The sequence below is a fragment of the Parasutterella muris genome, from assembly GCF_943193095.1.
Classification (GTDB): domain Bacteria; phylum Pseudomonadota; class Gammaproteobacteria; order Burkholderiales; family Burkholderiaceae_F; genus Parasutterella; species Parasutterella muris.
In genome coordinates this window covers 99,427-112,355 of the sequence record NZ_CALPCV010000002.1, presented here as the reverse complement: position 1 = coordinate 112,355, position 12,929 = coordinate 99,427, and the positions used below count along the sequence as shown (strand labels likewise).

At 52.3% G+C, this 12,929-nt stretch carries 19 protein-coding genes; 14 read left to right on the top strand and 5 right to left on the bottom strand.

Annotated elements, in window-relative coordinates; genetic code table 11:
- Positions 1-2: 2 nt before the first annotated feature.
- Genes ccmE through ccmA form a run of 5 tightly spaced genes read right to left on the bottom strand, consistent with a single transcriptional unit; the run spans position 3 to position 2,757 of the window.
- Positions 3-461: a cytochrome c maturation protein CcmE gene (gene ccmE / locus NFR90_RS01495; protein WP_160334387.1), complete on the bottom strand. Its 459-nt coding sequence runs from the start codon at positions 459-461 to the stop codon at positions 3-5.
- A complete protein-coding gene (gene ccmD, locus NFR90_RS01490; protein ID WP_160334388.1) occupies positions 458-646 on the bottom strand; it encodes a heme exporter protein CcmD in 189 nt (62 codons plus the stop codon). The genes ccmE and ccmD overlap by 4 nt, the downstream gene beginning before the upstream one ends.
- Entirely contained in the window at positions 646-1,383 is a 738-nt protein-coding gene (gene ccmC / locus NFR90_RS01485; RefSeq protein ID WP_251449976.1) for a heme ABC transporter permease CcmC, read from the bottom strand. The genes ccmD and ccmC overlap by 1 nt, the downstream gene beginning before the upstream one ends.
- 19 nt (positions 1,384-1,402) lie before the next feature.
- A complete protein-coding gene (gene ccmB / locus NFR90_RS01480) occupies positions 1,403-2,071 on the bottom strand; it encodes a heme exporter protein CcmB (RefSeq protein ID WP_160334390.1) in 669 nt (222 codons plus the stop codon).
- 2 nt (positions 2,072-2,073) lie between these two features.
- The gene (gene ccmA, locus NFR90_RS01475; protein ID WP_160334391.1) at positions 2,074-2,757 is read right to left on the bottom strand and encodes a cytochrome c biogenesis heme-transporting ATPase CcmA; all 684 of its coding nucleotides are present in this window, start codon (positions 2,755-2,757) and stop codon (positions 2,074-2,076) included.
- Positions 2,758-3,097: 340 nt separating this feature from the next.
- On the opposite strand from ccmA, the gene NFR90_RS01470 reads away from it, so the two are divergent.
- The 14 genes from NFR90_RS01470 (at position 3,098) to hypB (ending at position 12,911) form a co-directional block, all read left to right on the top strand.
- Complete coding sequence (locus NFR90_RS01470; protein WP_160334392.1) at positions 3,098-4,198, top strand: hydrogenase small subunit; 1,101 nt, start codon at positions 3,098-3,100, stop codon at positions 4,196-4,198.
- A complete protein-coding gene (locus NFR90_RS01465) occupies positions 4,198-5,970 on the top strand; it encodes a nickel-dependent hydrogenase large subunit (RefSeq protein WP_160334393.1) in 1,773 nt (590 codons plus the stop codon). Before NFR90_RS01470 ends, NFR90_RS01465 begins: the two co-directional genes overlap by 1 nt.
- A gap of 12 nt (positions 5,971-5,982) precedes the next feature.
- Positions 5,983-6,729: a Ni/Fe-hydrogenase, b-type cytochrome subunit gene (gene cybH, locus NFR90_RS01460; RefSeq protein WP_160334394.1), complete on the top strand. Its 747-nt coding sequence runs from the start codon at positions 5,983-5,985 to the stop codon at positions 6,727-6,729.
- Positions 6,730-6,747: 18 nt separating this feature from the next.
- Positions 6,748-7,107 carry a HigA family addiction module antitoxin gene (locus tag NFR90_RS01455; RefSeq protein ID WP_251449974.1) on the top strand — a complete coding sequence of 120 codons (360 nt, stop codon included), beginning with the start codon at positions 6,748-6,750 and terminating at the stop codon, positions 7,105-7,107.
- 230 nt (positions 7,108-7,337) lie between these two features.
- Positions 7,338-7,979: a HyaD/HybD family hydrogenase maturation endopeptidase gene (locus tag NFR90_RS01450; RefSeq protein WP_251449972.1), complete on the top strand. Its 642-nt coding sequence runs from the start codon at positions 7,338-7,340 to the stop codon at positions 7,977-7,979.
- Entirely contained in the window at positions 7,979-8,299 is a 321-nt protein-coding gene (locus tag NFR90_RS01445; protein ID WP_277612783.1) for a HypC/HybG/HupF family hydrogenase formation chaperone, read from the top strand. Before NFR90_RS01450 ends, NFR90_RS01445 begins: the two co-directional genes overlap by 1 nt.
- The gene (locus tag NFR90_RS01440) at positions 8,299-8,745 is read left to right on the top strand and encodes a thioredoxin domain-containing protein (protein ID WP_160334398.1); all 447 of its coding nucleotides are present in this window, start codon (positions 8,299-8,301) and stop codon (positions 8,743-8,745) included. Before NFR90_RS01445 ends, NFR90_RS01440 begins: the two co-directional genes overlap by 1 nt.
- Before the next feature lie 27 nt (positions 8,746-8,772).
- Positions 8,773-9,681, top strand: coding sequence for a hydrogenase expression/formation protein (locus NFR90_RS01435; protein WP_160334399.1), 909 nt, complete (start codon positions 8,773-8,775; stop codon positions 9,679-9,681).
- Entirely contained in the window at positions 9,678-9,935 is a 258-nt protein-coding gene (locus tag NFR90_RS01430) for a rubredoxin (RefSeq protein WP_237178684.1), read from the top strand. Before NFR90_RS01435 ends, NFR90_RS01430 begins: the two co-directional genes overlap by 4 nt.
- Entirely contained in the window at positions 9,898-10,488 is a 591-nt protein-coding gene (gene hybE, locus NFR90_RS01425; protein WP_251449968.1) for a [NiFe]-hydrogenase assembly chaperone HybE, read from the top strand. Before NFR90_RS01430 ends, hybE begins: the two co-directional genes overlap by 38 nt.
- The gene (locus tag NFR90_RS01420) at positions 10,485-11,594 is read left to right on the top strand and encodes a hypothetical protein (protein WP_251449966.1); all 1,110 of its coding nucleotides are present in this window, start codon (positions 10,485-10,487) and stop codon (positions 11,592-11,594) included. The genes hybE and NFR90_RS01420 overlap by 4 nt, the downstream gene beginning before the upstream one ends.
- Positions 11,587-11,937, top strand: a complete 351-nt coding sequence (hypA, locus tag NFR90_RS01415) for a hydrogenase maturation nickel metallochaperone HypA (RefSeq protein WP_160334402.1) — start codon at positions 11,587-11,589, stop codon at positions 11,935-11,937. The genes NFR90_RS01420 and hypA overlap by 8 nt, the downstream gene beginning before the upstream one ends.
- Before the next feature lie 32 nt (positions 11,938-11,969).
- Complete coding sequence (locus tag NFR90_RS01410; RefSeq protein WP_251449964.1) at positions 11,970-12,176, top strand: hypothetical protein; 207 nt, start codon at positions 11,970-11,972, stop codon at positions 12,174-12,176.
- Between the two features lie 63 nt (positions 12,177-12,239).
- Positions 12,240-12,911 carry a hydrogenase nickel incorporation protein HypB gene (gene hypB, locus NFR90_RS01405; protein ID WP_160334404.1) on the top strand — a complete coding sequence of 224 codons (672 nt, stop codon included), beginning with the start codon at positions 12,240-12,242 and terminating at the stop codon, positions 12,909-12,911.
- Positions 12,912-12,929: the final 18 nt, after the last annotated feature.

Below are 12,929 nucleotides of genomic sequence, written 5' to 3'. Positions count from 1 at the left end.
TATTAGAGCTCCTTTTTTGCATTCTTGGCATGAGCTTTCTCATGCGCCTCTTTCACGGCTTTTTCAGCTTCCGGAGGCATATAGTTCTCGTCATGCTTGGCAAGCACCTGATCGGCAACAAAAGTACCATTCATCAGCTTGCCCTGCGCAACCACGCCTTTTCCTTCCTTAAACAGATCCGGCAGGCTGCCTTTGTAGGTCACAGGAACGCTGTGCGCGGTATCGGTCACTTCAAAACGTACGGTCACGCCGTCCTGCTGTCGAACCACCGAGCCCTCCTGAACAAAGCCGCCGATACGAAAAGCTCTGCCCTCGGGCGCCTCATGCGCCGCAACCTGCGACGGCGAGAAGAAGAACACAAGGTTTTCCTCAAACGCGTTCATAACCAATGCGACAGCAGCGCCGCAGATAACGACGCCTCCCGCGACCAAACTCAGACGTTTCTTCTGGCTCGAGTTCATAGATCTTCCTCCGACTGATGCGCTCTGGCTTCCATCAGCAGCTCTCTGGCTGCTTTCTGGCGGCGCCTGACTAAACCGACAATTTCACAGATAAAACAAAATAAAACCATGCCGTAGCTACCCCAGACATACTGTCCGTAACCTCCCATGGAGATAAAGGCTGAAATGCTTTCCCACTGTCCCATCAGAGTTCTCCTTTAATTGCGAGTTCCTGAGCCCATGGCTGGTTTTTATCCCGCTCCAAAATAATCGAGCGAAGACGGGCAAAGGTAACAGCGAATGTATAAAGCCAGAATCCTGCGACCATCAGCAAAAGCGCGGTAAGCATCATGGGATGAATCGAGGAGCCTAAAGAGGTGATCGACGCGCCCTGATGCAGCGTGTTCCACCACTGAACGGAAAAATAAACGATCGGTACGTTGATCACGCCGACGACGCCGATGACCGCGCAGGCCTTATCGGCACGGCGCCAATCGGGAATTGCGTTCTGCAGAGCAATGTAGCCGAGATAGAAAAAGAAGAGGATCAGAGCACTTGTGAGACGCGCGTCCCAAACCCAGTAGGCGCCCCATGTGGGACGGCCCCAAAGAGAACCTGTCCAGAGCGAAAGGAATGCCATCAGGCAGCCGGTCGGCGCTAAAGCCGCAGCAATCATCGGCCAAAGACGGTTCTGGGTAATCAGACCCAGCGCGCAGTACACCGCCATGACGACATAAAGCAGCATCGCCATCCAGGCGCACGCAACATGAATGTAAAGAATTCGGTACGAGTTGCCTTGTGTGGCATCCACCGGCGCAATAATGAAGCCGACGGTCAGCGCGGCCAGAATCACCATCAGCGCCAAAATAAAACACGGTTTCACCATTTTTCCGGCAAACACGTACATGCGCTCGGTTGTGAAAAGTGATAAGGGTTTAGTCATCTCAATACACTCTAAATTATCAATCTGATGCGATCCTCAGGGCTGCCGCAGTCGCAATCGGCATGACCACAAGCGAAAACAGCGTCAGCGCGCCGACGATAAGGAAATAAGCGGTCGCGGAAATTCCGACCGAGACTGCTTCAGCGGCACCCGCGCCGAAAATAAGAACCGGAACATAAAGCGGCAGAACCAGAAGAGATGTCAGAACACTGCCGCCTCTCAGGCCCAGCGTAAGCGCCGCGCCCACACTTCCGACCAAACTCAGAACCGGAGTTCCAATGAAAAGCGCGCTCATAAGTACCAAAGCCACGTCCGTTTCCAAGTCAAACATCAGCGCCAACAGACCGGAAATGACAGTCAGCGGGATACCGGTCGTCAGCCAGTGCGCGAAAACTTTGGCAATCACAATAATGGTCAGGGGTTCTCCCGAAAGCAGCATCTGCTCGAGCGTTCCGTCCGCATAGTCATTATTAAAGAGGCGCGGAAGAGACAGAAGCGCAGCCAAAAGAGCGGCGACCCAAACAACGCCGGGCGCGATCATGCGAAGCAGCTGCTGATCCGGACCGATGCCAAGCGGCACCAGCGTGACCACAACAATGAAAAAGAAAATCGTGTTCAGTACGTCCGACTTAAGTCGAAGTGCAAGTTTCAGGTCGCGTCGGACAATGGCGATAAATAACCTCAGCATGATCAAACCTCTTTACGGCCTTTGCCTATGGAGGCGTTCAGCCAGCGTCCGCCTGTAAGATCGATCCGCTCGGATCGGTTTGCCGCGATCGGCACTTCTTGATGCGTCGTGAAAGCGACAATGCCGCCTTCGTTGACATGCTGAGCAATCAGATTGGCTAGATTGTCCACGGCCTTCACATCCAGAGCGGTAAAGGGTTCATCCAAAACCCAAAACGGCGCATGCCGGCTGACATAAAGACGCGCAAGCGCAACCCTTCTTCTCTGTCCCTGTGAAAGATGCCGAGTTAAATTGTTTTCAAAACCGGCAAGCCCGACTTTCTCCAGCGCCTCATCAGCCTGCTCCGCCGTAATGGGATGCTCTCCGATCTCGCAGTTCACCAGGAGATTTTCACGAGCGGTCAGCTCGTCCTTGACGCCGTTCAAATGACCGATATAAATCAGGTTCTGCCAGAACTCTTCCTTAAGTTTCAGAATCGCCTTCCCATTCCAAAGAATTTCGCCCTCCTGAGGCTGCATAAGTCCGACAAGCAGACGCAGAAGCGTCGTCTTTCCGGTTCCGTTCGGACCGGCGATCCTGACCAGAGTCCCTGCAGAGCAGCGGAAACTAAGCTTAGAAAATAAAAGCCGTTCCCCTCGGATGCAGCGAATACCTCTGAGCTCCAAATTGGAAGTGTCCTTGGGCATGAATGAAATGAGTTGAATACGGGTTAGGCTAAATTTTATGAATCCGCGATTAAACCAACCTTATGAGTACTAGAGCTAAAAGATCGATCCATTGGAGCTCAGAAGACCATGCTTCATACCTATTCCCAAAACGGTCTATCTTCTAACTTTATGTAACGGAATGCGTTACATTTAATTCCAGGCTTTTTATATAACTATATGATTAAAAAATAATTTTGCTTTTAAATGCCAACTATCAAATATAAGGTTAAACGCTTAGAATGGTGAACAGTTTTTATACGTGTGTATCTAAACCCTGCCTGCTTAAGGCAGCCCCTGCAACTAAAGAGAAGATGCTTCTATGACAGAAACTAATTATCAATTGATGCGGCGGCAAGGAGTCTCGAGACGCAGTTTCCTTAAATTCTGCTCTCTGACAGCCGCTTCCCTCGGGCTCGGAGCCAACGGCGCAGCGGACATCGCTCATGCGATGGAAACTAAACCCAGAACACCTGTGATCTGGCTTCATGGCCTCGAATGCACTTGCTGTACCGAATCCTTCATCCGTTCTTACCATCCGCTGACAAAAGACGTCATCCTTTCGATGATTTCTCTTGCTTACGACGACACCCTGATGGCTGCCGCCGGTGAACAGGACCATCAGGCCCTTGAAGATGTGATGAAAAAGTTCTACGGCAACTACATCCTTGCTGTTGAAGGTTCTCCCTGCCTTGGCGAAGACGGCATGTTCTGTCTGCCCGGCGGCAAACCCTTCCTCGAAAAACTCCTCCATGTCGCTAAAGGCGCTAAAGCCATTATCGCTTGGGGCTCCTGCTCTTCCTGGGGCTGCATCAACACGGCCAAACCGAATCCGACTAAGTCTGTCCCGATCACTGACGTGATCAAAGACAAACCGATCATCCGTGTTCCGGGCTGTCCCCCGATTCCTGAAGTCATGACGGGCGTGATCACTTACATGCTCACCTATGACCGTCTGCCTCCGGTGGATGCTCAGCTTCGTCCGAAGATGTTCTACGGCCAGCGCAACCACGATAAATGCTATCGCCGCGCGCACTTTGACGCCGGCCAGTTCGTTGAAAAATTCGACGATATGGGCGCCAAACTCGGCTACTGCCTCTACAAAGTCGGATGCAAGGGCCCGATCACATACAACTCCTGCTCTTCAATCCGCTGGAACGATATGCTCTCTTGGCCTGTTGAATCCGGCCATCCCTGCATCGCCTGTTCCGAAGACAACTTCTGGGATAAGGGCAGTTTCTATGCTCACGAACCGACTATCCTTCCGCCGAGCTGGGGTCTGGGTATCCAAGCCACAGCTGACAGAGTCGGCTTGGCCGCTTTGGGCGTCGTCGGCGCTGCCGTCGCAGTTCACGCCGCTGCCAGTGCGGTTGCTCGTGCCAAATCAAAAGAAGTCAACAAGGACATGGGAGTAAATGAATAATGGCAAACAAGAAAGTTGTTGTTGACCCGATCACCCGAATCGAAGGTCACTTACGTATGCAAGCCGTCCTCGATGAAAACAATGTCATTGTCGACGCAATGTCTACCGGCACAATGTGGCGCGGCCTCGAAGTTATTCTTAAAGGACGCGATCCGCGCGATGCATGGGCTTTCGTGGAACGTGTCTGCGGTGTCTGTACCGGCGTTCACGCCCTTTCTGCGGTTCGTGCGGTTGAAGACGCTCTCGGAATCAAGATTCCTAAGAACGCAAACATCATCCGCAACCTGATGAATGCGACCCTTTACGCTCAGGACCATCTGACACACTTCTATCAGCTTCACGGCCTTGACTGGATCGACGTTGTCAACGCTTTGAGCGCCGACCCGAAAAAGACCAGCGAACTGCAGCAGTCCATCTCCAGCCACGCACTTTCTTCTCCGGCTTACTTCAAAGAAGTTCAGGACCGTCTGAAGAAATTCGTTGCCAGCGGCCAGCTTGGTATCTTCGCTAACGCTTACTGGGGCAACCCCGCATACAAGCTTCCTCCGGAAGTGAACCTGCTCGGCGTAACCCACTATCTCGAAAGCTTGGACTTCCAGCGCGAGATCGTTAAAGTTCACGCGATCCTCGGCGGCAAGAACCCGCATCCGAACTATCTGGTCGGCGGTGTTCCCTGCCCGATTAATATGAACGACACCGGCGCCCAGGGCATCATGATCAACCAGGTCTGGATGAACTTCATGCGCGATGTGGCTAAGTCCACCATCAAATTCATCAATGAAGTCTATTACCCTGATTTGATGGCTATGGCCCACTACTACAGAGATTGGTTCAAGATCGGCGGCGGACTCTCCAATCAGAATCTGCTTTGCTACGGCGATTTCCCGCTGTATGCCAATGACCTCTCTGAAAAGAGCCTGCTCATGCCGAACGGCGCCATCATCGACGGCAAGCTCAACGAAATCCATCCGGTTGACCTTAAGGATCCGGAACAGATCAAGGAATTCGTTGATCACGCCTGGTACAAATATCCGCAGCCTGACGCCGGTCTGCATCCGTGGGACGGTATCACCGATCCGAACTTTGATCTCGGCAAAGCCGGTGTTGACTACGAAGGCACCAAGACCGACATCAAGTGGCTCGGTGCTGAAGGCCGCTACTCCTGGATTAAAGCTCCGCGCTGGAACGGTCACGCGATGGAAACCGGTCCTCTTGCACGTATGGTCGTCGCTTATGCGAAGGGCATGCCGCGTCAGAAAGACTTGGTTGATCAGGCGCTCAAGCAAGCCGGCGTTCCTGTCGAAGCCCTCTTCTCCACCCTCGGCCGTACGCTTGCCAGAGGCCTGGAATGCAGAATGGCTGCCGACATGATGCTCGAATTCATCAACGACCTCGAAGCCAACATTAAAGCGGGCGATGAAGTCGCTGCCGATATGAGCAAGTGGGAACCGAGCACATGGCCTCAGGGCGCCCTTAAAGGCGTCGGCCCGGCCGAAGCTCCCCGCGGTGCGCTTGGCCACTGGTGCGTCATTAAAGACGGCGTTATCGAAAACTGGCAGGCGGTTGTTCCCTCCACTTGGAACGCCAGCCCGCGTGATCCGAAGGGCCAGCTCGGCGCTTATGAAGCCGCTCTGCTCGGCACACCGGTTGGTATTCCTGACCAGCCGCTGGAAATCCTCCGTACGATCCACAGTTTTGACCCGTGCCTGGCCTGCGCCACACACGTTATGTCTAAAGACGGCGAAGAACTCTGTACAGTTCAAGTCCGTTAATTGGGAGGTTTTATGAAAATCTCGAAATGGTCTTACGAAATCGAAGAAGGCCCGATCGAGCCCGTATATGTGTATGAAGCTCCTGTACGCTTCTGGCATTGGGCCCAGTGTCTTGCCTTTTTCATGCTCGTAGTCACAGGATTCCTAATCGGCTGGCCGCCTATTCCGAACTATGCCGAGACATGGAATACTTACTTCTTCGGGCACATACTCCTCCTGCACTTTGTCTTCGGGATGCTTTTCTCCGTACTGATGCTCTACCGTATTTACTGGGCATTTGTCGGCAACAAGTATTCCCGCATGATCTTCCTGCTGCCCTTCTGGGACATGCAGTGGATCAAGGGCATCTTCGGAACGGCTTTCTATTACCTGTTCCTCAATAAGCACCCGAAAGAGTACGTGGGCCACAACCCGCTTGCTCAGACAGCAATGTGCTTAATGTATGTGCTTGGTTCTATCGCCATCATCATCACCGGTTTCGGTCTTTATGCCGAACAGTGGGGATGGGACACCGGCTGGATGAGCTGGTTCGGATGGGTTACTGCCTGGATGGGCGGCCCTCAGGTCGTTCGTACCACACACCATCTGCTGATGTACTACCTCTTGATCTTCCTCTGCGCTCACCTTTACATGAGCTTCCGTGAAGACATCATGGGCGGCGGTACTCAGGTCTCAACGATGATTAACGGCATTCGCTTCTTTAAGGAGCCGATTCCGCAGCCCGGCAACAATGTTGCCCCGGCTCAGAAGAAAGCCTAACCTTACAGCGATAGTGTTATGACAAACAAAAACGACCGTGTGAAGGATAATTCCATTCCGCTCCGCGGTCGTTTTCCGCGTTCCTCAAGAAGTGCTCCGCACCCCGGAGCCTTTCTTGAGTCACGTTTTTTAGAACCGCTCAATATCACACAGTCTCAGCTTGCCCTCGCCCTAGGCGTTTCCAGACGACGAATTAATGAGCTCATTGTAGGCAAGCGCTCCATTACAACAGATACCGCCATCCGGCTTGCCTGTTTCTTTAAAACGGAGCCTGAATTCTGGCTGATGCTGCAGATGCGCTGGGACCTTCATGTCGCGCTTGAAAAAGAAGCGGAAAAATCCTTTCAAATCAAAGAGAACAAAGAATCGGCGCATTAATGGATTCGGCATTTTTATCTTGTTTCCGACTGCCTAAAATCTTCCTTTTGACGCATTTCCTTAACGCTTCTTTTTTTAATTACCCTCCCATAAAGCTTTTCGAATTAATCCGTAAAAACACAGCTCAATTTAGTTACATTTTTAAATTCCTCGATACAAGGGTTTACACTACGTTCTGTCTGATTTCTCCTGAAAAGTAACCAGATCGGTGGCAGATTAAAGAGGATTACATGAACACAGTAAAAGACATCCCTTGTTTAGTTCTTGGCATCGGCAATATTCTCTGGGCCGACGAGGGTTTCGGCGTCAGAGCGGTTGAACAGTTCAACAGTAAATATGCGCTGACCGATGTCAATAATCTTGTTGCGGACGGCGGTACGCTCGGCATGTATTTGTTCGATCGAATCTGCCGCACAGAAAAGCTTCTGGTTTTTGACTGCTGCGACTTCCACGGTGCGCCGGGCGAACTGACCGTACTGCGCAATGACGACATCCGCATCTGGACCTCGACCAAAATTTCTCCGCATCAGGACGGAATGAATGATCTGCTCGCCGCGGCCATGCTTCGCGGATGCGAACCTAAAGAAATCGCCGTCGTCGGATTCCAGCCGGTTCTGCTTGACGACTACGGCGGATCCCTGTCTCAGAAAGCCAAAGATGTCATCCCTCAGGCGGTCGCAGACGGCTATCACATTCTTCGCGAATGGGGCGTCGGTGTACGCGAGCGCAGTGAAAACGAAACCGTCCCCGCTCTGATGGACGCCGAGTGTCTCAATATTAAAAATTATGAAGAAGGCAGACCGACTCCGGAGGAAGCCTGCCGTGAAGGCGATATTCGTTTTGCGCATCTGAATTTAAAACGGAGCGAATAATGTGCGTCGGAATTCCTATGCAAGTGAAATCTCTTCCCTCTGAAGGAAGAGCCGTCTGCGTCGGACGAGGTCAGACGGAAAATCTTGACGTCATGCTGCTCGGCAATGTCGAAGCGGGCGACTGGGTCCTTGCCTGGAACGGCATGGCCGTAAAAAAAATCACGCCCGAAAGAGCGGTACAGGTTGACAAAGCGCTTGACGCGGTGGAAGCCGCGATGAACGGAGGAACTCCGGATGTCAATGACGCATTTGCCGACATTGTCGCAAATACCGGAAAACTTCCTCCGCACCTGCAGAAACAACTGGAAGGGAACAAATAATGGAACTCTTTGCCGTTTCCCCAAAAATCGATTTATACAGCCACCCGCTTTATCTGCGGATGATCAATGAACACGGATTCGAAGCCTGCGACGCGGAAACGCTGCCGAACTTTTTAGAGAAGCCCGGTCTTTCCATGGTCGTCTTTGTCGAAGACCCCAACCGCATGAAAGAAACGATGGACGCGCTGGTCATCGGACCCGAACTTGCCAAATCCTGCGCGCTGATTGAGCATCGGGCGATCGTCGGACCTCCCAATGCACGCCGCATCGCCGTGAAATACGGTTTCAAGCGCTGGCCCGCGATGGTCTTTTTCCGCGACGGTAAATACCTCGGCGCGGTTGACGGTCTGCGCCTTTGGGCCGATCTGGTGAAAGAAACCGATGAAATCATTCACAGCGAACCCTCTTATCCGCCTTCCATCGGCATTCCCGTTCGTTCTATTTAACCATTTTGCTTTAAACCGTACAGAACTATGTCCATCAGTCCAATATCCATTCCTATCAATTTGGTCGGCCCGGGCTCTCAGCCCGATCGCTCTGTCGCGAACACAATCGGCGTGCCCGACACAGTTGACACCTTCAGCGCTCCGCTGACTCCGGAAATTGCCGATAAGGAAACCGCGATTAAATGCCGTCAGTTCTTTATCGATCTGTATGACGAAATGCGTCTGTGGAACACGGACAGCGGAGACGCCGGCCCTGCTTTCGCACTGAATCAGTTCGATACCCAGACGATCGGTCTTATCAATCAGATGCTTGGCGAAGGCGAAGTCTCGATCCGCATCACAATCCCCAATGACACGTTCGACGAAATCCGCATTCAGGAGTCCGTCTACGTAGGTGTTTGGCGCGTGCGTTATTTCCGCGAAGGAAGACCGATTGCCGATCAGGTTGAAGTGAGCGCGATTCCATCCTGTGTCGCAGAAGCCGCTTACGCCACAAGCAGACCCGGACTGCTTCCCGTCGAACCCGGTCCGGAAGCGATGAACAGTCCTGCGATTTTGGCGGAACTAAAGACCGCGCTCAAGGATTGGGCACCGGGCTCGCCTGCCTTTACCGTCAACCTCAGTCATCTTCCCATGTCGGCTGAAGACCATCAGGTCATTGACAAAGCGGTCGGAGAAGGCGCCGTCTACATCATTTCCAGAGGATTCGGCAACTGCAGAATCTCTTCTACCGATGTTCGTCATCTCTGGCGTGTTCAGTATCTGAACAACGCGCCGACGCGCCTCATGATTCTGAACACACTCGTCGTTTCAGGACTTCCTGAAGAGGCAATGGCAGCAAGCGAAGACTTGGAGGATTCCGTCGCTCGAATCAAAGAGCTCATTGAATGGGTCACTCAGAGCTGGGAACTTCCTGCTGTGGAGCTTCAGTCATGATGCACACTTTTGACGGAACTTTCCTCGGAGACAACTCCAAACTCAAGGACGACGACTGCCTTGAGTGCAAAGTCTGTCATTACGTCTACGACCCGAAAATCGGCGATATTGATCAGAACATCATGCCGGGAACACCGTTTTCTCAGCTGCCCGAGTACTGGAACTGTCCAGTATGCGGCTGCGAGAGAGATTTATTTTTAGTGGTACCCAAGAATTATGAACGAGACAAAGACTCCGGCTACTCCGCAAAATGAGGAGCCGTGGGAACCTAATCCGGCTTTGAGGCTGGAACGCGGATTTGAACGCATTTGGAAGACCCGCATGATGGGCCTGCCGATGCTTCATCCGCGTGTCCGAGTCCAGGCGGTCGGGTTCCGGCGCTGGAAGTATTTCTGGCTCGGAGTCATTGTCACCCCCTGGTGCATGAACCTGATCCTCAGCAAAGGACAGCCTTCAAAATGGAAGTCCGTTGCCGAGGGCAGAAGGCTGAACTATCCGTTTCCCGCGGGGCTCTATGACTTTATCTGCGTCCGCGACCGCATTCTCGGTGAATACCAAATGTGCTCACTCATGTCGCCGCTTGATGAAGTTGTCGCCGATCATGAAATGGCTGTCGAAATCGCCAAGTATTCGCTTGATGAGCTGATGAAGCCCGCGGGTGAGCCGGAGCTCGGAACGCCGATTCCGGCGTTTGAAAAGGAAACGGATCCGGAAGCGATTGAAAAAGTGGTCTCCGCGGCAATTGAGAGACCTATCTCTAGAAGGGCTTTTCTGAGCCCCCGAAAAAAAGAGGAGGAAGAATCATGAGTTTTTTGGGCTCTATGAAGTTTGTCCTTAAAGTTCGAGACCATCGCGTCACGGACGTTGAGATCAAACTGCCGAAAGAAATCAAAGTCGAAGATTTGGTTCGCGGCCGTTCTCCTCAGGAAGCCTTTGACATTTTCCAGACGATTTTTGCGCTTTGTCCCAACTCTCAGCTTGCCGCAGCGAAGCTTGCCTGCGCGGCCACGACGGACGAAGATCCGGATCAGGAGCTGATTGCCCAGTGCCGCTTTGCCAATCATTTAGAAATCATCCGAGAAGGGACTCTTTTTTTCACGATGCGCTGCGCGGGCCGCGACTTTCTGAGCACAAAATCTCAGTCGCTCATTAATGTTCGCGCTCTTTGTGAAGAGCTGAAAGAGCTGCCCTACAACAATCTTCGAGAACGCGAGAAACTCTGGGCTTCGCTTCGAAGCGAGGTGTCCTATCTGCTGCTTGACGGTTTTTCCAATGATTGGGAACAGGATCTTTACAACGGAACGATTGAAACGAAACCCGAGAGCCTATCCGGTTTCTTTGCCAAAATCTCAAAAACACAGCGTACAAAAGGCTGGTGCCCGGCTCCGCTTCTGACCAAAAGTCCGACTTTTATTCTGCAGGCGCTGAAAGAAAAAGGATGCTGGGATAAGGAGCCATGGAACATCGAAGTTGACGCACTGACCGGACCGGTTGCCCGCATGTCCCACAGACCGTCTGAGGCCGGTCTGCTCGCTCAGGACGGCAACACTAATTACACACGCATTGCCGCTCGATTTATGGAAGTACTGAGCGCCGCGGATTTGGTACGCATCCCATTTGAAACAGTCAGCGCGATCAGGCTGAGCAACGGAGCAGCCGCCTCCCTGGTTCAGAATTCACGCGGAATCCTTCTGCATACGGTAAGGCTCGAAGGCCGCGGAGCGGATGCGAAGATTAAGGACTACAGCATCCTCACTCCGACCGATATCAACGTCGTGCGCTCCAAATGGTTTAAACAGGCGCTCATGTCTCTGAAGTTTGATGACGCCGCCGCGCTTAAAGAGGCGGCCGAATTCACGATCCTTTCCTTTGATCCGTGTACCGCCTTTGAAGTCGAGGTGTGCCATGCATGAGATGTCGCTCGCACAAAGCATTGTCGAGATTGTTGAAAACACAGCCGAGGCCAACAACACCCGGAAGGTCTCAAAAGTCAAACTGATTGTCGGAGAGCTTGCCGGAGTGGAGATGCACGCTCTGATGCAGGGCCTCAAAATTGCCTCGCAAGAAACGCCTATGGAAGGCGCCGAGATTGAAATAGAACGCCCGCAGGGCACGGCCTGGTGCATGATGTGCCAAAAGACCGTACCTCTGCATCGACGCGGAGACGCTTGCCCCGAATGCGGAAGCTATCAGCTGTCGATCAACGGCGGAACGGAATTCAGAGTGTCCGAGCTTGAGCTTGGAGACGATGAATAATTTTTGCAGTTAACTTAATAAGGAGAGCCATTATGTGCGTAACCTGCGGATGCGGCGGAAAGAGTGCCAAGATTGAAGATTTAGACCATACTCATGATCACGGCGCCTGCCAGCATACTCATGAACATCCTCATGATGAAGACGGCCATCATCATCGCGACAATGACCAGCACCGCCATCACCACGATGCCGGCCACCACAAACACGGCGACGCTGGCCACCACCATCATCACGAATAATTTTATTTGGCGCTTCGGCGGCTTCTCAGCCGACCGAAGTGCCGTACTCTTGAAGCCAAACAAATGGAAAAAGTTAACGATCGTCTCGTCCAGCTCGAAATTGACGTACTGAACGCAAACGACAAAAAAGCTCAGCAGAACCGCGAGAAGTTTTTAAATAAACACATTCTTGCTCTGAATCTGGTATCAAGTCCCGGAAGCGGAAAAACCACGCTTCTTTGCAAAACAATTGAGCGTATTTCCAAAGACTTTAAACTCGCCGTTATTGAAGGCGATCAGCAGACACTCAACGACGCCGAACGCATTCGAGCGACCGGATGCCGCGCGATTCAAATCAACACCGGCGAAGGCTGCCATCTTGACGCGGAAATGATTGATGAAGCCTGCGAAAAGATCAAACCGGAAGATCGCTCTATTCTCTTTATCGAGAATGTCGGCAATCTCGTCTGCCCCGCCGCATTCGATCTCGGAGAAGACTGCAAAGTTGTCGTCCTTTCCGTTACCGAAGGTGAAGACAAACCCATCAAGTATCCGGACATGTTCGCGGCAAGCTCAGTGATGCTTCTGAACAAAATCGATCTGCTGCCGTATTTGGATTTTGACGTTGAAAAATGCAAGGAATATGCAAAGCGCGTCAATCCCGACATCGAGATTATCGAAGTGTCTGCCACTAAAGGCACCGGCATGAACGAATGGATCGGCTGGCTTAAAAACCGCTTCAGCCGTTTAGCCTGATCGGTGAATCGGGAGTTT